This window comes from Paenibacillus xylanilyticus (genome assembly GCF_009664365.1).
Taxonomy (GTDB): domain Bacteria; phylum Bacillota; class Bacilli; order Paenibacillales; family Paenibacillaceae; genus Paenibacillus; species Paenibacillus xylanilyticus_A.
In genome coordinates, this window is record NZ_CP044310.1 from 3062386 (window position 1) to 3084331 (window position 21946).

Consider the following 21946-nt stretch of genomic DNA (forward strand, 5'->3'; position numbering starts at 1 on the left):
ATAAATAATTGAATTGAATAAAATATTGCTTATCCGAGTACAAAAAATGCACATAAATAAAGCACCTTCAAGGCCTTTTTAAGCTTGTCGCATGACAAGTGATGGCCAAGAAAGTGCTTTATTCGGGTTTGAGAACGAATAATAAATACAACAAACGTTGTGTATATAACGTACTTAATTAGTCAAGTAATGACGCAATAGACAGGTGAAATCCTATCCTATTTGACTTGCTGTTTTTCCTTTGCATTCAGTTCAGCAATGAGCTTGTCACCTTCAACATCGAGGTTGGGAAGCGAGCGATCCAGCCATTTTGGCAGCCACCAGGCTTTATCACCAAAGAGAGACATGATTGCAGGAACCAGCGCCATCCGAACAACGAATGCATCAATCAGAATGCCCAAGGCCAAGGCGAATCCGATCTGCTTAATCATAATATCATGTGTGAAAATAAAGCCTGCAAATACGGAAACCATGATAATGGCAGCTGCAACCACAACGCGGCTGGCCATCTGATAGCCATTCATAACGCTTTGGTTACCACGATTTCCGTGCACATAGGATTCTCTCATCGAAGAAACAAGGAAGACCTGATAATCCATGGCCAGACCGTAGAGAATTCCTGTTACCATGATTGGAATGAAACTGAGCAGAGGACCGCCCGTGTCAAAATCAAACAACGCCTTCGCCCAACCCCACTGGAATACGGCAGTGGTCAGACCGAATGTAGCCAGAATACTAAGCAGGAATCCAATCGTTGCCTTGATCGGAACCAGGATGGAGCGGAAGACCAGAAGCAGGATGACCAGAGACAAAATAACGATGATTCCGATATATACCGGGAAGACTTCAGCCAATTTCGCTGACATGTCAATATTGACTGCTGTAAGTCCGGTAACGCCAAGCTTCATATCGTGATTGGTTGCAATGGTAGAGTCAGGAGAACGCAATTCTTCAACCAGCTGTTTGGTTGCTGCATCGGTTGGACCCGAATCTGGAATGAGACTTAGAATGGCCATTTTGCCATCTTCACTCACACCTGCTGGTGTGACGACAGAGACATGTTCGAATTGTTGCAGATCCTGGGCGATAGCGCCCAATGTTTGTAATGATACGGTTTGGGAAGCGTCCGTAGGTTCCGCAACAATGAGCAGGGGACCGTTGAATCCTTCACCAAAACCTTTTGTAATGGCATCGTAGCTTTGCCGTGCAGTCGTATCCAGGTTAGCGGTAGCGCCAGAAGGCATCCCCAGTTCCATTTTGGCAACCGGGATTGCAGCCGTACCCAGAACGACAATAACAGCTACAATGACAAGCCAGCGGAATTTAACGACACCAGAGATCCAGCGATTTGCAAACCCGTTGGATTTTTTGTGTGCATTGGCCTGATTTTTCTCTCTTGCTTTACGAGAACAGATGCGCTCACCCAGGAGACCCAGCAATGCCGGGAGAAGCGTAAGGGCAATCAGTACGCTGAACAGTACGGTAACCGAGGCAACGATAGCCATCATGCTCAGGAAGGTGATACCGATAACCAACATTCCACAAAGTGCAATGATCACCGTTAATCCAGCAAAGAATACCGCACTGCCTGCTGTTCCAACAGCTCTGCTGGCCGCTTCTCGGGCATTCAGGTTCTGGTCGAAAATAAGTCTACGCTGACGATTGACAATGAATAATGCATAGTCAATACCAACAGCAAGCCCGATCATGAGAGCGAGTACAGGCGTAAAGGATGTCATGCTGACAAAGTTGGAGACTGCAAATGCTCCACCAACACCAGCCGCAACCCCAAACAGGGCAATGACAATCGGCAAACCTGCGGCAACAACGGATCCCAGTGTCATGAATAGCACAATTGCCGCAATGACCAATCCGTAGATTTCGTTGGTTCCAATCGGTATGCCCACTTCTTTCAGGGAATCACTTGGCAAAACCGAGATGTTTGTACCTTGTTCGGCTTCGCTTACTGCATTCACAACCGAATCCGTGACACCTTTAGGCAGGGAGTTTTGCTGCACTGTGAATTGGAACTGGAACAGCGCAACATCTCCAGCATTTGAGATCAACACGCCAGGTACTGGCATTCCTTCAATCATGAGTGGTCCATAAGGAGGCAGGTTGCTTGGATCCGCACTTTGCTCGCCTGCTCCAGCAGCACTTTGACTGGCCTGTTGCTGCATAGCTGGAGCATCCGCGCCACTAGCAGCAGCGAGCTCAGCAGGGTTAATAACATAATCCAGTTTGTAAACTTCACTTACGGCCTTACTGATGGCTGCCAAATTCTCAGGCGTATCCAAACGCTCGCCTTCAGGGATATTAAAGATTACGCTGCCCTGACCACCAGAGGCTTGGGGAAGCTCCTTCTCCAATTTGTCCAAGACGTTCTGGGATGCGGTTCCTTCAAGTTTGATGTCTGAAGACACGTGCACACCGTTTATGCCAAGCGCAGTTCCGACAATACCGAGCACCAAAATCCAACCCATAATGAAATACCAAGGTTTGTCGTAGGCCGTTTTCCCCAGCCTGTAGAGTAATTTTGACATCGAATTGATTTCTCTCCTTCTATCTCTAATGTTCGCCTTTTTCTAAAATCCATCTCGCAAATACGTAAACATCGAATCGATATACTCATCGAATGAAATAGATTCTTCCTCCTTATCTCCTGAAGGAAGCCCGGGAAGCTGTACGTGTACACTTCCATCCAGCATAGGGATAATTGCCGCACAAACAGCGCCAGCAAGAAAGTGATTATAGCCCGCCGGGTAACGATCTTCGAATAGTTCACTTAACATCAATTTAGCACCGTTTTGCAAGCGGTTCAGCAGGGTGAGTGTATGAGGCATTAAGCTTGGATAGGTCTTTGACAGTTCCAAAATCTGATAAATTCGGCGAAGAACTTCTTCAGTCAACTGCATCTTAATGAACTGGTACATCACCTCCAGCGGTGTTGTATCCTCAGGCAGCTGACTGATCATTTCGAAGTATTCCTCCATCCTGTGAAAGTGCTCACCGGCCATGACGACGGCTTCTTCCTTACAGGAGAAATGATTGGCGAACGTTCTTCTTGAGTATCCGGCACGCTGCACAACATCCTCAACCACAAACCCGTCCATTCCATGCTCTAATGCGAGTTGGAATGCAGCTTCAGAGAGGGCACTTGCAGTCGCTTCCTTTTTAATGGCACGCAAGCTTTGTTTCAAATTATTTCACCTCCAGTTCCTATAAAGGATTTATGAATGGTTCTATCATATCAACTCATTGCCCAATGTGCAATTTTACCCAAAGTGTAATTTTGCACAAAAGGAAGCGATTCGTTTTGTTAAGACGATAGTTGATAAAATTTGTGGACAGAGTTGTGAAAATCACTTATGTTAATACTTAACGAAAGTATTTTTATAAGTTTGAGAGGTGAGAAGGATTACAAAAGGACCTATTACGAACAACACCATGCGAGTGAAGAAGATGAATGAGGAATTGGTGCGGCAAACATTAAAGACAATGAGACAAGGTACCAAATCCATGGTTGCACAAGCAACAGGGTTGAGTGTCGCTACCTGCCGCAGCATATTAATTGACCTCATGAACGCAGGTGAACTTGTGGAACTGGATATGGAGGAATCGAGTGGGGGCAGACCCGCTCAGATTTATAAGTACAACGAAAATTATGCCTACATCGTGTGTCTCATCGTGAAGGCAGGAATCAGTCATCACTCCATCACGTATGGCGTGACTAATTTGGCAGGGGAAACTGTGGAAAAAGGGGTATTGCATACGGAAACGGATCAAATGAATGAAGGCTTCATCATGCAGCTCCTGGATCGCCTCGTCGATAACCATCCGCAGATCCGAGCTGTGGGTATCGGAGTCCCCGGTGCAGTTCATCAAGGCATCATTAATGTGTCGGATATCCCGAACCTGGTCAATGTTCCATTGGCCGATTCCATCCGAGAAAGACATGGCCTCGAAGTTATTATAGAGAACGACATGAACCTGACGGTGTACGGTCTATATCAGGAACAGGAATACGAAGATGAGGAGTCTATCATTGTCGCGACCTTCATTGAAGGCTCCTTACCAGGTGCAGGAATCATGATTGATGGGCATATTCACAGGGGGAATACCCAGTTTGCCGGGGAGATCGCCTTTTTGCCATTCGGTCTCTCCCATGATGAGCAGTTCAGATTACTCCATAATCGGGATACATTTCATTCGATTGCTGCACGTGCTGTATCCAGTCTGATTGCTGTAATGAACCCCGAGACCCTTGCATTGACTGGCACGTTGGTACAGCCGGAGGATGTAGAGATTATCCGGAAAGAATGCTTGAAGTACATACCAGAGATGCATATGCCTCAGATGAGGCTATTGAATGACCCAGATGAGAATTATATGTTTGGATTAATATCAATGACTCTGGAAAGCCTCTCATATTCGCTGCAGGTTGTGGAAAAACGGAGGTAACGAACACAATTACAATACGGAGAGGGATGCTGGATATATGGATACGAAAACGGAAAAACAGAAGATGCTCGCTGGAGAGCTCTATCAAGCTTGGGACACTGAACTGACGCGGGATCGAGCGTACGCCAGACGGATGACTCGTATGTATAATCAGAGTACCGAAACGGATGAGGAACTTCGAACAGATATCCTGAAAAAGTTGCTGGGATCAACGGGTGAGCATTTAGGCATGGAGCCTAACATCCGGTTTGATTATGGCTACAATATCCATGTGGGTGATCACTTCTACACCAATTTTGATTGCACCATCCTGGATGTGTGTGAGGTGAGAATCGGCAGTCACTGCTTGTTTGGTCCAGGAGTTCATATTTATACGGCGACACACCCGATTGATCCTGTGGAGAGAAATGAAGGCCCTGAATATGGTAAGCCGGTAACAATCGGAGACAACGTGTGGGTAGGCGGACGAGCGATCATTAATCCTGGAGTCACCATTGGCAATAATGTAGTCATTGCATCCGGGGCTGTGGTAACCAAGGACGTTCCGGACAATGTAGTTGTTGGAGGAAATCCAGCCAAGGTGATCAAGAACATTGAAGTTTCGCAGTAATCTCCTATGCTGTAATGAAAGCTGAGAACACGTATCTGGTTACTGCTTGTTAACTTGAGATTCGTGGAAGACAGTTAAATCTGCATGATGGGATGATAAAATTATAGCAAAGCCGATATGGAGAGCTTTCCATATTGGCTTTTTTGCATCTGGGCAATTGAATCCATCTTGTGTTAACATGTGCACTAACTAATCCTATACCATACTTATAAAGGGGAACCCATGTCCATTCGAATAAAGATGCTGCTGTCCTTCACGGGCATGCTCGTGATAAGTCTGCTGTTTATCCTGCTTACGGCAAGTCTGTACACGATTGCGGCAACAGGGGATCTGCAGAGCTTTCGTGATATTTATAAGGTTCATTATCAGATCAACCCCCTGACTGAACAGGGAGAATCGATCTTTCAAGAGATGAAGTTTATGGCCAAAAATGAACCGGACGAACTGCAAAACAAAGATTTGCTGCGTGAATACGACATGAAACTTCGAGCCGAGAAGTCAGGCCTCTATGTCAGACGTGAGAACAGCCAGATCTTCGAATCGCTGACCTTCAACCAGCCTGAACTGAAGCAGGCACTGCCTGCTTATGATCTGAACAACTATCAGATACGCAGTACATTTAATATTGGAGAACGCTTCTATGCCTATGCCAAATTTGACTTTAAGTATACGGACGGGGAACGGGGAAGCATCTTCGTCATTCGTGAACGGAGTCCTTTTGCCGAACTGACCCGTAAGCTGCTGCCCGTGATGTCACTCCTGCTCATCGGGGTGCTCATTATTGCAAATCTGCTGCTGTTCCGCTGGATTACTCGCAGCTTCATTAAACCATTGAATCAGCTGAAGAACTCCGCAGAGCAGATTAAGGAAGGGAATCTCTCCTTCAAGCTCCAGCTTCATTCCAATGACGAGGTTGGCCAGCTCAGCGAAGCGTTTGAGAGCATGCGGAACCAACTGCAGCGTTCCAATGAACTAAGGCAGCAGGACGAAGTGAATCGCAAAGAGCTTATCTCCAACATTTCGCACGATCTCCGGACACCGATCACCAACATTAAAGGTTATATTGAAGGGATTCGTGATGGAGTGGCAAATACACCGGAGAAAATGGAGACTTATGTTAATATCATTCATTCGAAGGCAGTCAGCATGGATAAGTTGGTGGACGAGTTGTTCCTCTATTCCAAGCTGGATTTAAATCAGGAGCCTTTCCTGTTCAAGGTCGTTGACCTTGTTGATTTCCTTGAAGACAGCATTGATGAACTTAGATACGATCTGGAGGATAACGGGGTGGCACTCGATTGGGATAACCAGTCGTCAGGTCCAGTTATGGCTTCCGTAGATCTCGACAAATTAAAACGTACTGTCGTCAACATAGTCGATAACGCACTGAAGTACATGGAGAATGAACACAAACGATTCGGCATTACACTTCAAGCAGATAACGAATGGATTACGATGGCGTTTAAGGATAACGGCAAGGGAATACCGGAAGAGGCGCTGCCACACATCTTCGAGCGTTTCTATCGTGCAGAGCAATCTCGCAATTCCTCGACAGGAGGAAGTGGACTAGGACTTGCGATTGCCCGTCAGATTATCGATGGACACGGAGGATTCATTTGGGCAGATAGTGTGGCTGGTGAAGGTACAACGATTTATATTCAATTGAAAAGGCTTATGGACAAGGGGGAGTAGCGGCAGTGACAAGTATATTAATCATTGAGGACGAAACAACAATTGCCGAACTGGAACGGGATTATTTTGAGCTTAACGGATTTACGGTGGAGCTCTGTCATAACGGAGAGGAAGGCCTGAAGCTGGCTCTGAATGGAGATTACAGTTTGATCATTGTTGACCTGATGCTTCCAGGGCTAGACGGCTTCGAATGCTGCAGACGTATTCGTGAGGTGAAGGAAGTACCGATTCTTGTCGTCTCAGCCAAAAAAGAAGAGATAGACAAGATCAGAACCTTTAATTTGGGGGTCGATGATTTTATTACAAAACCGTTCAGCCCAAGCGAGTTGGTTGCTAGAGCAAAGGCTCATCTAACCCGCTACGAGAGACTGCTGGGCATGAGCAAACCCGTTGAGCAGGATGAGATTCACATTCGCGGTCTGCATATCGACAAAGGATCGCGCCGCGTTTTCTTGAACGGGGAAGAGATCGGGATTACAACCAAGGAATTCGATCTGCTTGTGTTCTTGGCGAGTCATCCGAACCGTGTGTTCAGCAAATCCGATCTGTTTGAACGGATCTGGGGTATGGATTCCAGCGGAGATATCGCAACCGTTACGGTTCATATTCGCAAGCTGCGCGGTAAGCTGGAGACCAATCCCAAAAATCCGGATTACATTGAGACCGTATGGGGGGCGGGCTACCGGTTTACCGTTTAAGTTTCGGGAAAAATTAGTTTCTGTTTATATTTTGTTAATCATTTTGACCTTGGGAGTTTCTTTTTGTCCTCTATTCTATAGATACAGGCAAGAACAACCTATAGAGGAGGAATTCAACCATGAATCCGACAACCCGAAAAATCGCTGCATTTCTGACTATAACTGCATTAGGTACAGCAGTATTCCCGCTTGCTGCGAACCAAGTACATGCAGCTACATACGTTACAAACGTTGCCGCAACAACGGCACAGCTTAGCAGTCAGCAGATCGACACTGCCATCAAGGAACTGAACAGCTTGGGAATCATGAACGGATATGCCGATCAATCCATGGGTGAACAAAGAGCCATTACCCGCGCAGAACTAGCTTCACTAGTGTATAAAACCTTTAGTTTGGAAAACAAGACGGGAGATAGCGTAGAATTATCGGACGTTAATCCGGCTGCATGGTATGCAACTTATGCAACGAAGCTCGTTGAACTGGGCATCATGGAGGCAAATGAGGGTCAATTCAATCCGCAAAGCCATGTATCCGATGCAGAACTTGTGCAGGTTGTATCCAAAGCGATGCAGCGTGACGTGAAATCCGTTCACCAATGGATGAGCACGTTCTATGCCGAGAATGGGTCGTCTACTCGCGGCGAAACAGCAGTGCTGCTGAATACGGCCCGCCAGGCCATTCCTTCAGAGCAGGCTAAGATTGAGAGTGTACGATCACTGAATGCCATTACGTTGATTGTGACTTTTGATAAACCACTCACAGCAGCAGATGAAGTATTTGCCAAAGCACAAACCGATTTTGCGCTAAGTGGCGGATTGACATTAACCAATATGCCTCGCCTGAAAACAGGATCCATTGCAACTTATATCGTTCCAACATCTGTTCAAAAAGCTGGTGAGGTATATGACCTTACTTATAAAGGACAAGATGTGGGTTCCTTCGAAGGCAGTGGAACAAAATTAAATATGACGAAGGTTAGTCAAGTCACGAACGATACGTTCGAGATTGAAGCATTGCGGGAAAACGGTGTCGTTGATTATGGCTATATTATTTCGGCTTACAGCGGTGGCCGAGGGGCAAATGCTTTCGTGCTGGACGACCAGGAACAAGCTGGAGGACAAACGTATCAGATTATCTCATCTATGCAGGCAAGACAAGTGATCATTACGCCGGAAGGCGGAGAACCGATCGTTGCCAGATACGTTCCGTTTACACAATCAACTGACGGCAAACAAGAACCGAAGTTCAGATTGCCTGAAGGACAAACGTTGCAATCCGGTGTCCAATATACCGTATCTTCGGATTGGGCGAATATCGATAAGGCAACATTCACGGCACAATCATTTGATGCGCTGCAAGTTGCAAGTGCACAAGCGGTGAGTGAAACCTCCATTGAAGTTACACTTGCACAAGATCCTGGGGATGAGCTGTTTTCGGGCCGAAGCGTAACGTTAACCTCCCCGAGCGGTGACACCCTGACGGCAACCTACAAATATTCAAGCCGGAAAGGCGCAACTGGAGTTTTCGACCTCGTTAACGATGGCAAGTTAAATCCAGACACGACCTATGAAGTCAGCCCAGTGGGGGATTGGAGTGTCGCTTCAGAGATTACCGTAACGCTACAGTAAGGAGGCAGTATGAGCAAGTCAATATTGATCGCTATTCTAATCAGCACGGTGTTCGTCGTCCAAGGCTGTGCTCCGGCAGTAAATGACAACTCCAGAGTGGAGGAGCAGGCAACGTCCCTGAATGAACAGCTTCTAGAGGCAGCGGAGGATTCAGACCCTGAGAGGATCGAAAGACTAATCCAAGAGGGGGTCGATATCAATGCTCAAGATGATCGCGGAAGAACAGCTGCGATGATTGCGACCTACAACAAGGATCTGGCATCAGCTCAATTGCTGATTAAGGCTGGAGCAGATGTTAACATTCAGGACGATATGAAGAATAACCCGTTTCTGTACGCTGGCGCTGAAGGTTACTTGGATATTTTGAAGCTCACGATAGAGGCGGGAGCCGACCCAGCAATGACGAATCGATATGGAGGAACAGCGCTGATTCCCGCTGCAGAGCACGGATATGTGGATGTGATACGGGAGCTTCTGACTCAAACCTCAGTTGATGTGAATCATGTGAATCGATTAGGCTGGACGGCATTGCTTGAAGCGATTCTGTTGAATGATGGGAATACACGGCAGCAGGAAACGATCCAGCTGCTCATTGACCATGGAGCAGATGTGAATCTTGCGGATGGTGATGGTGTATCGCCTCTGAGTCATGCCAAGAAAAAGGGCTTCAAGGAAATCGAGGAGATTCTGGTTCAGGCTGGTGCGAAATAGAGTAAGGAAAGATCGATAATAGAAAAGAAACGACATAACAACGTAGAATGTGGATTATCTATTGTGCATATGATTGTAGAAGAAGTCGCCGATATGGCGGCTTTCTTTGTTTTAGACATAGAAATTTGAAGGTTGAAATGAATACAGGCCGAATTACTTCGTTTCATGAATTCGGAATCGTAATTGTCAGTACTGAGAAGGTTACTTATTCCGTTCCATTTATAAAATTATATCTTTATTGGTGTATTATGGGTTATCATTTGAGAGGATTGAATCTTGCGGTGGGAATTTTAGGTGGAAAGGAACGGGAGTGTGGAGAGAACATTTAATACGGTTTATTCAAGAGTGAAACGGAATTTGATAACCATGTCCATGTTGGGAATTTATTTTTTTGTTAGTCTTAACAGGAGCGATGAGCGATGGTCTACGATTTTTCTCGCGTTTTTTACCATATACGTTTGGACTTATATCATTGTGCTGTTAAAAATGTTATTTACGAAACTAACGTTTACGTTCGGAACAGATTACGTTGTTTCCTCGAAGGGAAAGAAATTCGAAGCTTCTCAAATCAAGTGTATCTACATGAATAACCACAGAATTGGTTTCAAGCTGCATGGCCGGTGGTTAGTGCCGATGGATTTATGTTTCTTTTTTGATAAGAATGAAGAGCGAGAAGGGTTGCTGCAGCTTCACCAATGGGCACAGCACAATAAGTTAGAAGTGAAAAGGAGATTCTTTCAGACATGGACGTAGTATACAGTTCAATAAGATCTGACATTCCGTAAGGGAGGGATTAATCAATCGTGATTACGCTTAGAAAGGTTACATTGGAAAACCGACGTACCATCTTTAACTTGGAGGTTGCAGAAGAGCAGCAAAAATATGTGGCATCCAATCTTTCAAGTGTAGCTTCCTGTTATGTTTTAGCGACCAATGGAGGTTCGCCTTTTCCATTTGCAATCTACGCAGATGAGCAACCTGTTGGGTTTGTTATGATTACGTATGGAATTACTGGTTATGATCTCCCCAACATCGCTGATAATAACTACTGTATATTACGACTCATGATCGACAAGCAACACCAGAATAAAGGATATGGCCGTGCGGCAATGCTGGAGGTAATTGAATTCATTCGCACTTTTCCGGCCGGTCCGGCCAAACTATGTTGGATTCCCTATAGCCCAGATAACCTGGCTGCGAAGAAGTTATATGAGAGCTTAGGCTTTAATGAGAACGGTGAAGTGTGTCATGGCGAGCTTGTAACGGTACTAGAACTCTGAACTATTTATATAAAATTAAAACCATGACAGTCCTAATGTCATGGTTTTTCTCATGGTTTGAGGAATAAATGAATCCTCCTGACAGGTAAAAATCAGTTTCTAATGAAACGTTACCTATATCCCAAACAAAAGGATACCTATAATTATCATAAGAGGAACATGACCAATTTAACGAGTGAAGAGGAGTGAAGAAGTACATGAAGGATTTTTTTGGCTATGACACCATGGAAGAAAGGAAATCTCTGCTGGCTAGAGCCAGAAATGTGGCACTGACTGCATTACAGCAGTATGATCTGGCGTGGGAACGCATTCAATTTATACACTTATCCGATACGATCACGTACAAAGTTGAAACAAGTACACCCGATTCTTATTTGCTTCGGATTCATTCCGATCGTTGGAGCAAGGAAGAAATACAATCCGAACTTCTATTTCTTCATTCCTTGGATGCAGTGGAAGGCATTGATGTCCCAGTGGGGGTCTATTCCCTTACAGGCTCTTATGTAATAGAGATAGATACGATTGAGGGATATAGACGACCGTATGTTACGGTGATGAAATGGGTGAAAGGGGAGCATGTAAAGGGTGAAATGACGGGAGATATTGTTACTAGAATGGGAGAAATGATGGCAAAGCTTCATGAAGCTGTTTCGGGCTTTACCTTACCTTCCAACTTCGTACGTCCGGTCTGGGGAGCAGACGCTTTTCGAAATGAGCTGGTGAAGCTAGAGCGCTATTATAACCGATTTTTGTCCGATCAAGCCTGGACGGAATATCAACATGCTGTCGAGAAAATATTAAGTAGACTTGCTGATATGGACAAAAATGAACAAAACTACGGAATGATTCATGCTGATTTGCACGCCGATAACATCGTTTTCAAGGATGGTTTACCGTATGCAATCGATTTTGGAAGATGCGGCTTTGGCTATTTTCTCTATGATCTGGCAGGCAGCTTAATTGGACTTTATCCCAGAGAACGAATGACTTTTATCCAAGGATACGAGAATGTGAGAAAACTGGGAACAGATTATCTTCGAGACTTGGAATGTTTTTTCATTATGTTCATGATTGAAAATTACTGTCATCACGCCTCTAATCCAGAAGAAACGTCAAATCTTATGAATGAACAACCGTACGCCCAAGCATTAATCAGAGAATTTTTAAAAGGAAACCCGTTTTTGTTTGTTCCGATTGAACCAGTGGACGTGGGGAAGGTTCAACAGTGAATGGCAAACAAGGGAATCATTGAATCGCTACATACGAGTTATGGTTGATTCCTAACTCCCCATTCACATAACTCTTCCATAATTGGCAGCAAGCTCTCTGCTTTGGCGGTGAGACTGTACTCGACCTTGGGTGGAACTTGCGGGTACTCCTTCCGGTTCACCAGACCATCGGCTTCCAACTCTTTGAGTTGTGAACTTAGCATTTTATAGGTTATCGCTCCAATTTGCCTCTTCAAGTCATTGAATCGAACGGTTTGACCTTCAGCCAAAAGGTAGAGGATCACCATCTTCCATTTACCTCCGATGACAGACACCGTATAACCAAAAGGGGTATCCTGAATGTTCTTCACTTTACCTTTATAGTCAGCCATGCTCATATGTACACTATCCTTCCGGGTAGTACCTATCATTAAAGTGCGTACTACGATTATATTTTCGTTCAGTTTATACTAGCCTTACTTTCAAGTAAAGGAGAGTATCACATGTCTACAAAAACAATACGCTTGCTTATGCCGCAATGGCAGGGGGGCAACAATCCTGACTATTCTTTTGGAGCCGAACTTCTAGCCTGGCTGGCACCAGATAATGATCAACCGCTTATTAAGGTACCCGTTCATGCTTATGATGGAACACCACTTGTGAAGGAAAACGGCATGAATGGAAGAACACAACTGCTGGAACAGCTGGAGGCTGCCGAGCATATTATCCAGGCTCACAAGCCGGATCGCATTGTTATGTTTGGCGGCGACTGTTTGGTCGAACAAGCACCCTTTGCCTATCTTAACGAACGATATGGAGGGGACCTTGGGTTAATTTGGATCGATGCTCACAGTGATCTGGTTCGATATGTTGGCTATGATAACGGACATACGCTGCCACTCGGGAATCTTCTGGGTGAGGGAGACGAGGAGTTCTCGAGACATGTGAAGGTTCCTTTGAAGCCCGAAAATATCTTTATGGCGGGATTGGCAGTTCCTACAGAACAAGAGATGGAAGTGATTTCGGAAGCATTTGAAAGAATGGGTGTATATTCTGAGGAATCCGATACAGAAGTCATTCAAAGACTGGGAATCAAAACAGCCGGAACAGAAGAGCTCTCGAGCAGCACAGAAGTGATTAAGAAATGGATTAGAGAAAGTGGAATCAAACATCTTGCCATTCACGTGGATCTGGATGTGCTGGACCCCCAAAAATTTCGCTCTCTACTATTTGCTAACCCTAACGAACCGTATGTTTTCTCACCTGCTGGAACCATGCAGTTACCTCAACTTCTGCATTTGCTTAAGGAGCTGTCTGAAGAAACTGAGGTCGTAGGTCTGGGGATCACCGAGCATATGCCTTGGGATGCGATTCATATGAGAGATCTGCTCCGCGAGATACCGATATTAAATACGTAAAGGTGCAAAGATTCTAACATAGGAGTGGCTAACATTCTATCGGAATATTTGATACGATGTAGGGAGTCTGAATGAATTTGATAGAGAGCTAAGAAAGGCAGGCTGACCATGAATCTTATCTTTCCGAAAGTTAGTACACCCGAAGAGATCGCAGAGTTGTCCCGATTGGCCGCCGAGATTTGGCAGGAATACTACGTATCCATCATTACGCTTGAACAGATTGATTACATGATTCAACAATACCAATCGGTATCAGCTGTTACAGAACAAATTCAAAAGCAGGGCTATGAATATTATTTCATGCAGCGTGATAATTCGCCTGTCGGATACATGTCTGTAAGAGTAGAAGAAGGCAAAATGTTCCTGAGCAAGTTTTATATCGGCAAGGAACACAGAGGGCAAGGCTACGCCAGCCTGGCGTTCGCTTTTCTGGAGCAGCAATGTATAGAACGAGGCATTAACCTGATCTGGTTGACGGTCAATCGCCATAACGATTCAAGTATTGCGGTCTATGAGAAAAAAGGGTTCCGGACTGTCCGGGAACAGGTTGCGGATATCGGCAATGGATTTGTGATGGATGATTTTGTTATGGAAAAGGCAATCCATGGATCCTAAACGAAGCTTTCAGGTCAGTTCAACAGAATGAGTTAGACAATGAATGAATTATGGATCATCATAAGAGGAGAAGTCGCTTAAATAGCGGCTTTTTTTATTGGATAAGACACGGATATGAAATTACGCATATAAATGAAAGCCCTTTCTTCATTCTATGATATACTACGTTGTAACTGACAACCCATGAATAACGAACAGATATTGTTGCTGATTATCCTCTCACTTTCACGCGCAAAGGAGATGTCTGGATGTTTAATGTTCTTGTTGTGGATGATGAGTGTGTTCAAAGAGAAGGGATCAAGGATTTGATCAGCCTGTATGGATTTCCTTTTCACATCATGGAAGCGGAGAACGGAAAGAAAGCAGAGCAGCTATTGATACAAAATGCAATTGATATTTTGATTACCGATGTCAAAATGCCGCTTATGGACGGACTTGAACTTAGCAGGATCGCACGCAAAACACAGCAACATATCGATATCGTTATTTGCAGCGGATACGATGAGTTTGAATACGCACGCAGTGCCCTAAGGCTCGGTGTCGTCAATTATTTGCTCAAACCACTTATGAAGGAAGAGTTTTTGCAGGTGATGGTGGATATTACGAAAATAAGTCCTTACGCTGGGAAGCCTGAGCCTGAAACGATGGAAATGAAGGTGATCCGGCAGGTGAAGGACTATGTGAAGGATCATTATCAGAAAGATATCTCCCTAACAGAAGCAGCCCACGACGTCTACCTGTCCCCAGGATATTTAAGCATTCTGTTTAAGAAAGAAACCGGAGAGAACTTCTCCAAATATCTCACGGATTACCGGTTGAGCCGTGCGAGCCATCTGCTTGTTCACTCCAATATGAAAATTAATGATGTGGCAGTGGCTGTCGGCATCGACAATCATTCATATTTTGCCAAGCTGTTCAAAACCAGGTTCGGCGTTAGTCCGTTACAGTTCAGAGAGTGCGGGGTGCTTCATGATCGGGTGGATCAAGAGCAGGTTCAATGATATCAGGTTCCGCAACAAATTATTGCTGTCTCATCTGGTCATTGCCCTCATTCCGATTCTTTTGCTGGGACTGCTCTCCTTCATTCAATCCTACCGTATTCAGATGAAAGAGCTGCGAAGCGAAGCTGAAGCAAGCCTGGAGCAGGTAGCCAGCATTATGGATTACAAAATCAATCGTTACAATACATTAAGTGAGTTTATCGTACTCAATCGGGATTTCTCTCAGATATTCACCAAAAACTATGATGAAAATTATTATCAGATGTACCTGGATTTTCGCGATATTATGGAGCCGTTGATCTCGAACATCAAATTGATGGACGATGATATTGAAGGGATCACCTTCTACACCTCGGGAGAACTGCTTGGAATTCGCAATAACATTTTGCCCATAGGGGAGCTCAGGAGCAAGGCGTGGTACGATGGTTTTCGGGGCAGACGCTGGATTGTGGACGGAGAGAAGCTCTACCTGGTCCAGGAACTGATCAGCAATCCCAAAGACAGCAACTTTATGGTCATATCCATACAGCATGACAGCATTTTTGGAGATCTGGATAATCTGTCTGAGCATGTATCCGTTCATATGGAAGATCCGGAACAACATATCATTTTTCAGGACAACAGAAAGCAGATTGGTGCAGTTGATTTGGAGAAAAGGGAAATAACAGACCTGAGTTTAAGTCGATCCCTTGCCAGCAATGGCTGGACGATCTATTACAATTTGCTGAATACCAATGCCTACGCGAATGCAATGAGCATTTTTCAAATCACGCTATTCGTCATCATCCTCAGTCTGATCATTACCTTTCTGCTGATATATATCATCTCTACTAACTTTACACGCCGAATTCTTCGCCTCAAGACCAAAGTCGACAAGGTGGAACGAAACAATCTGGATGTAATTATTCAGAGCTCCTCCCGTGATGAATTTGGTGAGCTGACGAATGGGATCGGGAAAATGCTCAGAAGGATCAACAGTCTGATCTCCCAGGTCTATCGCGCCGAGATCGCCAAGAAGGAAAGTGAATATAACAGGCTGATTAGTCAGATTAATCCTCATTTTCTGTATAATACACTCTCATTTATCAGATGGAGGGCCGAGAAGAAGGCTGATATTGAAACAAGCTATATGGTATCTGCGTTAGCACGTTTCTACAGAACGACGTTGAATCAAGGAAGGCATATGACCACGATTGAGGCTGAGATTCAGCATATTAAGGCTTATCTGGACTTGCAGCTCATTATGAATGATGGTCTGTTTGACGTGGATTACGATGTTGACGAAGCGGTACAGCTGGAACAAATCATTCATTTTGTACTGCAGCCTATTGTGGAAAATGCCATTAAGCATGGTTTTGTAGAGGCAGCGGCGAAGGATTACAGCATTCGAATTACAGTTCACCGAGTGAGTGAAGGCATCAGATTGGCTGTTACGGATAATGGCGTAGGCATGACCTCACAGCAGATCACACAGCTGTTAACCAGTGAAAATGGAGGCTGCGGTGTGCGCAATGTTAATGACCGATTGAAGCTCTATTACGGGAAGGACTATGGGCTCGTTATTCGTAGTGAACCCGGTTGCGGAACAGAAGTATCCATGGTGATTCCGGCATCTCCACCGTAAGCAGCAGGAATATTTCAAATAAAATGCTAAGAAATAAAGGCGGTTGCTTCGGCAGCCGCTTATTTGGTTTCCGTGATAAAAATGACAAGGCTAACAAGATAGTTGAGGTCATGAAAAAAGTGATACATATCCGAAAAAAATGGCATATACGCGAAAAATGGAAACGCATACAATTTGGTTATTCAAGTAAATCACATAAAGGGGATGACAGGATGCACAAACGCAGCAAGATCGCTTCACTGCTGATGGCCTGTATGGTGCTGGTTGTATTCAGTGGCTGCAGCGGGGGGAACAGCGATAACGCACAGCCGCAGATATCCGAGCAGGACTACGAACCTTACGGCAAATATGAGACGCCAGTCGAGTTCACGATCGGCCGTAATACCAATCATGTGAATAACCTGCCTCCGGGTGACACCATTGAGAACAATTTGGCCACTCGGTATGTAGAAGATCGGGTGAATGTCAAAGCGAAGGTGGCTTGGGAAACAGATGATATGGATCAGAAGCTGTCGTTGTCCATGACTACGGGTGAATTGCCTGACGTTATGTTAGTTAGCCGGGAGATATTTAATCAATTAGTAGATAATGATCTGATCGCCGATATGACAGAGGTCTATGAGAAGACAGCATCTGAAGGCGTGAAGAACATCTATGCTTCCTACGGCGATTTGCTGCTCGATCAGGTGAAAGTCGATGGCAAAATTATGGGGCTTCCGATGACAAACATCGGTAATCAGCACCAATTGCTGTGGATTCGGAAGGATTGGGTAGATAAGGTGGGTGCCAAGCTGCCGGAAACCGCCGAAGATGTGTGGAATCTCGCCAGAACATTTGTGGAAAAGGACGTATCTGGCACAGGCAAGACGGTGGGTATGGTGATGGATTCGAATGCGATGAATTTTAGCCCGATGTTCGCTACGCATGGCGCATTTCCAACGAATTGGATCGAGAAAGATGGTCAGGTGGTATACGGATCCGTTCAGCCTGAGATGAAGCAGGCACTCGCTGAGGTTAGCTCCATGTACAAAGAAGGCTTGATTGATAAGCAATTTGCCGTCCGGTCGAGTGAAGAGAAGGAAGCACTGGTGATCAACGGGCAGGCAGGAATGGTCTTTAATCCATGGTGGATCGGCTATACCAATTACAAGGATTCCATCAAGCAAAATCCCGAAGCCGTATGGGTCGCGGTATCTGCACCGCTGGATCAGGAGGGCAAGTTCAGAACGATTCGTCAGGATCCTGTAGGGGGAGGAATCGTTGTCGTGAACAAGAATTTTGCCCATCCTGAAGCCATAATGAAATCGGTCAATCTGACGACGGACTTTCTGTATTCCTTAACGGAAGATGCAATCAACTACAAGAAGGAACATCCCGATGAGATGTTGACGGATGCGAGCCGCTGGAATAACGATCCTACTCAGATTCCAATGCAGGTCGATTATGACGATGTGCTGAAGCGCTATTACGAAGATCTCATAAAAGCCGATGAGTCTGGAGATGCTTCTGCCGTTCAGGAAGATCGGGTTGTCTCGTTCAAGGCTTATCAGGAATTCAAAGAGAAAGGCAATGACGTTGACGTCAACACCTATGGCGAATATCTATCTCGAATTGAAGGACAGCGAGAAGCGAATAATCCCAATCTGGAAGTGACTCCTGCAGGCTTTTACGGGACGACAGAGACGATGAAGCTGAAATGGGCGAACCTGCAAAAGCTGGAAGAGGAAACAATTCTCAAGATCATTATGGGGCAAGCGCCTATTGATGAATTTGATACGTTTGTCGATACATGGAAGCGTACAGGCGGAGATGAGATTACGGAGGAAGTCAACGAGATGGCTCAAAGGTAATGCAGACTGTGTGAAGCAGGAACGCAGCATAGCGGAAGCCTGATACCAGACTTCCGCACCTTCCTTTAGCCATATGAGCTGCCTATAGATAGAGCAAGATGGAGGTGAGAAGGCAATGGCGCAAGCAGAAACGACGATACCACCCAAAAGGGAACTACGCTCAGTCAAGAAGAAACGTAAGCGATTTGACGAGATGACCTATCATTTTATGCTGCTGCCTGGCATGGTGATGCTGTTTATTTTCTCGATTGTGCCTATGTTCGGCGTAATCATGGCGTTTCAGAAGTTCATTCCTGCCAAAGGCATATTCGGTTCCAAATGGGCCGGGCTTAGCAACTTCACCTATATGTTTCAACTGCCGGACGCGAAGCAGATTTTTATCAACACGCTGGTCATTGCGGTCGGGAAAATTGTGCTGGGATTAATTGTCCCTATTGTATTCGCCCTTCTGCTTAATGAGGTTCGTCTGAAAGTGTTCAAGAGTTCGATTCAAACGATTGTGTACTTACCGCATTTTATGTCATGGGTTGTCTTGGGCACGATGCTGACCATGATATTTTCTTTTGACGGCATGATTAACAATTTCCTTGAGCTTCTCGGTTTGGAACGCATTATGTTTCTGGCAAGCAACGATTGGTTCAGACCGCTGCTGATTGTAACGGATACCTGGAAGGAGTTCGGTTATGGAACCATAGTCTATCTGGCGGCACTAACGGCAATTAACCCTGCCTTGTATGAATCCGCTGCCATGGATGGTGCGAATCGTTGGAAGCAGACGCTCCACATTACGCTGCCAGGCATGTTCCCAACCATTATCCTGCTGGGTACATTGAGTCTTGGAAACGTACTCAATGCCGGATTCGATCAGGTGTTTAACCTGTATAATCCGCTCGTATATGAAACGGGTGATATTATTGATACCTTTGTGTACCGTATGGGTCTGATCAATATGCAGTATTCGTTCGCAACAGCCATTGGTTTGATGAAATCGGTCATCAGCTTTGTTCTGATTGTCATTTCGTATAAACTGGCTTCCAAGTATGCGGGGTACAGAATTTTCTAGGAGGGCTAGCATGATTCAATCCAAAACACTCGGTTCCAGGCTATCCCGACTATTGATTATGTTCACGTTGATCCTGATTACTTTCATGTCCCTGGCCCCGATTGTAAATACGATTATGGTTTCCATCAGCAGCAGTACGGCAGTTAATGCAGGCCGGGTTTACTTTCTTCCGGTGGAGCTGAACTTCTCATCCTACGCACAGATTTTGAAAGATACGAAGTTCTGGAATGCGTTTCTGATTTCGGTTGAACGAGTGGTGCTTGGCGGTGCGATCAATATGATTTTGACCATTCTGATGGCCTATCCCTTGTCACGCAGTATTTCACAGTTCAGATCCCGGAACACTTACATGTGGATTATCGTGTTTACAATGTTATTCAGCGGAGGGATTGTTCCTTGGTACATGGTAATTAGCAAGCTAGGGCTGATTAACAGCATCTGGGCGCTGGTTTTACCAGGTGCGGTACCCGTATTCAATGTGATTCTTCTCATGAACTTCTTCAAAGGCATACCCAAGGAACTTGAGGAAGCTGCCTTTATTGACGGAGCGGGTCCGATCAAAATTCTGCTTAACATCTTCATCCCGATTTCCATGCCGAGTCTCGCGACCATTATGTTATTTGTCATCGTTGGACATTGGAATAACTTCTTTGACGGAATCATTCTCATAAACGACAGCTCCAAAATACCGCTTCAGACTTACCTGCAGCGGCTTAGTCTCACGCGAGACCAAATGCAGAATCTCTCTGTTGAACAGCTGCAGCAGTACAATAAAATTTCGAACACGACTTTGAATTCTGCCAAAATTCTGGTCTCCATGATTCCCATACTTTTAATCTATCCTTTTCTACAGCGTTATTTGATTCACGGTATCGTCCTCGGGGCAGTGAAGGAATAATCTGATGACTTTTAAGAAAGGAAGGGTATTCGAATGCGAAAGAAGAAAATCGTAAGTCTTACTGTGGTCCTCAGTATTATTTTAGTCACTACGATGGGTGCAAGTGGTGGAGGCAAAAAGCACTATGCCAGTCAAGCGCAGTGGGCGCAAGAGAAACTGGATGAATATTACTGGAACGATGAAGCACAAATGATGAATAACGCTTATCCTTCGACACCGGAAGGTGAAAAGCCTCTGAATTATTGGTGGAAAGCTCATGCGGTTGATGCACTGGTAGACGGATACGAACGAACAGGAGACGAGGCGTATACGGAACGGGCGGAAGAACTGGTGCGGAGTATTATTGAACGCAATGGTTCGCTTCATAATGAATTTTATGATGATATGGAATGGCTCGCTCTTGCTGCTCTCCGTCTATACGATGCCACAGGCAGTGAAGAAATGAAAGATTACGTGCTGGAGCTCTGGGCAGATATCAAGACAGCCTGGTGGGAGGATGATTTGGGAGGCATGGCTTGGAAGAAGGACCAGCGATACAACCGTAATGCGTGTTCAAGTGGTCCGGCTTCGATTCTGGCAGCCAGGCTGTATGAGCGTTTTGGTGATCCTCAGGATCTGGAATGGGCTCAAAAAATATACGAATGGGAAAAACGCTATCTCGTTAATCCGCAAACAGGACTCGTCGCAGACGGCTTGGTCCTGCGTGAAGACGGTACTCTTGATGTGAATGAAGCTTGGATCTTCACCTATAACCAGGGCACATTTATAGGTGCTGGAGTGGAGCTCTACCGGACTACGGGAGATCAGGTGTATTTGCAGGATGCAGAGAAGACAGCAGCAGGCTCCCTGAAGTCCTTGACGAATGAGAAAACGGGGATTTTCCTAGAGGATGGGGATGGAGATGGTGCCTTGTTCAAAGGCATATTGATCCGTTACATGGTGGAGCTGTATGATGCCAGGCATAACAAAGCTCTGAAGAAAGCGATCTTCCGGAACGCAGATGCGTTATGGAAGGGCAGCCGGAACAATGGATTATTCGGTCAGGCGTGGGGTCAACCCGCCCAGAATCCGCTCCATCTTACGGCTCAGCTAAGCGGCGTTTTTCTGCTGGAGGCAGCTGCTAAACTGGAGGCAGGTGCACATTCCAAGCCAGGAAAACATCAAAAATAGCAGCAGTTAAAATAAGCGT

The 21946-nt window shown here is 45.3% G+C and carries 19 protein-coding genes; 16 read left to right on the plus strand and 3 right to left on the minus strand.

The window, feature by feature from the left end; translation table 11 throughout:
• Positions 1 to 218: 218 nt before the first annotated feature.
• Both F4V51_RS13740 and F4V51_RS13745 read right to left on the minus strand, forming a co-directional pair.
• Positions 219 to 2543 carry an MMPL family transporter gene (locus tag F4V51_RS13740; protein ID WP_153978399.1) on the minus strand — a complete coding sequence of 775 codons (2325 nt, stop codon included), beginning with the start codon at positions 2541 to 2543 and terminating at the stop codon, positions 219 to 221.
• A gap of 42 nt (positions 2544 to 2585) precedes the next feature.
• Positions 2586 to 3200 (minus strand): TetR/AcrR family transcriptional regulator, encoded by a 615-nt coding sequence (locus F4V51_RS13745; RefSeq protein WP_236146760.1) that lies wholly within the window; start codon positions 3198 to 3200, stop codon positions 2586 to 2588.
• Positions 3201 to 3462: 262 nt separating this feature from the next.
• Between F4V51_RS13745 and F4V51_RS13750 the strand changes: the two genes are divergently transcribed.
• The 8 genes from F4V51_RS13750 to F4V51_RS13785 all read left to right on the plus strand — a co-directional run bounded on the left by F4V51_RS13750 (position 3463) and on the right by F4V51_RS13785 (position 12309).
• Positions 3463 to 4461, plus strand: coding sequence for an ROK family protein (locus F4V51_RS13750; RefSeq protein WP_236146761.1), 999 nt, complete (start codon positions 3463 to 3465; stop codon positions 4459 to 4461).
• Between the two features lie 37 nt (positions 4462 to 4498).
• Positions 4499 to 5071: a sugar O-acetyltransferase gene (locus F4V51_RS13755; RefSeq protein ID WP_153978400.1), complete on the plus strand. Its 573-nt coding sequence runs from the start codon at positions 4499 to 4501 to the stop codon at positions 5069 to 5071.
• A 222-nt stretch (positions 5072 to 5293) separates the two neighbouring features.
• Positions 5294 to 6763 carry a sensor histidine kinase gene (locus tag F4V51_RS13760; protein WP_153978401.1) on the plus strand — a complete coding sequence of 490 codons (1470 nt, stop codon included), beginning with the start codon at positions 5294 to 5296 and terminating at the stop codon, positions 6761 to 6763.
• 5 nt (positions 6764 to 6768) lie between these two features.
• Positions 6769 to 7461, plus strand: a complete 693-nt coding sequence (locus F4V51_RS13765) for a response regulator transcription factor (protein WP_153978402.1) — start codon at positions 6769 to 6771, stop codon at positions 7459 to 7461.
• A gap of 119 nt (positions 7462 to 7580) precedes the next feature.
• Positions 7581 to 9089: an S-layer homology domain-containing protein gene (locus tag F4V51_RS13770; RefSeq protein WP_153978403.1), complete on the plus strand. Its 1509-nt coding sequence runs from the start codon at positions 7581 to 7583 to the stop codon at positions 9087 to 9089.
• Between the two features lie 9 nt (positions 9090 to 9098).
• The gene (locus F4V51_RS13775) at positions 9099 to 9800 is read left to right on the plus strand and encodes an ankyrin repeat domain-containing protein (protein ID WP_153978404.1); all 702 of its coding nucleotides are present in this window, start codon (positions 9099 to 9101) and stop codon (positions 9798 to 9800) included.
• Positions 9801 to 10603: 803 nt separating this feature from the next.
• Positions 10604 to 11080, plus strand: a complete 477-nt coding sequence (locus tag F4V51_RS13780; RefSeq protein WP_153978405.1) for a GNAT family N-acetyltransferase — start codon at positions 10604 to 10606, stop codon at positions 11078 to 11080.
• Between the two features lie 197 nt (positions 11081 to 11277).
• A complete protein-coding gene (locus tag F4V51_RS13785; RefSeq protein WP_153978406.1) occupies positions 11278 to 12309 on the plus strand; it encodes a phosphotransferase enzyme family protein in 1032 nt (343 codons plus the stop codon).
• Between the two features lie 38 nt (positions 12310 to 12347).
• On the opposite strand, the gene F4V51_RS13790 is transcribed toward F4V51_RS13785, so the two are convergent.
• Positions 12348 to 12686, minus strand: coding sequence for a winged helix-turn-helix transcriptional regulator (locus F4V51_RS13790; protein ID WP_153978407.1), 339 nt, complete (start codon positions 12684 to 12686; stop codon positions 12348 to 12350).
• Between the two features lie 105 nt (positions 12687 to 12791).
• On the opposite strand from F4V51_RS13790, the gene F4V51_RS13795 reads away from it, so the two are divergent.
• The 8 genes from F4V51_RS13795 (at position 12792) to F4V51_RS13830 (ending at position 21927) form a co-directional block, all read left to right on the plus strand.
• Positions 12792 to 13706: an arginase family protein gene (locus F4V51_RS13795; protein WP_153978408.1), complete on the plus strand. Its 915-nt coding sequence runs from the start codon at positions 12792 to 12794 to the stop codon at positions 13704 to 13706.
• A gap of 108 nt (positions 13707 to 13814) precedes the next feature.
• On the plus strand, positions 13815 to 14321 hold the full coding sequence (locus F4V51_RS13800) for a GNAT family N-acetyltransferase (RefSeq protein WP_153978409.1): 507 nt from the start codon (positions 13815 to 13817) through the stop codon (positions 14319 to 14321).
• Between the two features lie 248 nt (positions 14322 to 14569).
• Complete coding sequence (locus tag F4V51_RS13805; RefSeq protein ID WP_153978410.1) at positions 14570 to 15322, plus strand: response regulator transcription factor; 753 nt, start codon at positions 14570 to 14572, stop codon at positions 15320 to 15322.
• Positions 15291 to 16946 (plus strand): sensor histidine kinase, encoded by a 1656-nt coding sequence (locus F4V51_RS13810; RefSeq protein ID WP_153978411.1) that lies wholly within the window; start codon positions 15291 to 15293, stop codon positions 16944 to 16946. The genes F4V51_RS13805 and F4V51_RS13810 overlap by 32 nt, the downstream gene beginning before the upstream one ends.
• 212 nt (positions 16947 to 17158) lie before the next feature.
• The gene (locus tag F4V51_RS13815) at positions 17159 to 18796 is read left to right on the plus strand and encodes an extracellular solute-binding protein (RefSeq protein ID WP_153978412.1); all 1638 of its coding nucleotides are present in this window, start codon (positions 17159 to 17161) and stop codon (positions 18794 to 18796) included.
• A gap of 115 nt (positions 18797 to 18911) precedes the next feature.
• On the plus strand, positions 18912 to 19859 hold the full coding sequence (locus F4V51_RS13820; protein WP_153978413.1) for an ABC transporter permease: 948 nt from the start codon (positions 18912 to 18914) through the stop codon (positions 19857 to 19859).
• Positions 19860 to 19869: 10 nt separating this feature from the next.
• A complete protein-coding gene (locus F4V51_RS13825) occupies positions 19870 to 20757 on the plus strand; it encodes a carbohydrate ABC transporter permease (protein WP_153978414.1) in 888 nt (295 codons plus the stop codon).
• Between the two features lie 33 nt (positions 20758 to 20790).
• Positions 20791 to 21927, plus strand: a complete 1137-nt coding sequence (locus F4V51_RS13830; protein WP_153978415.1) for a glycoside hydrolase family 76 protein — start codon at positions 20791 to 20793, stop codon at positions 21925 to 21927.
• Positions 21928 to 21946: the final 19 nt, after the last annotated feature.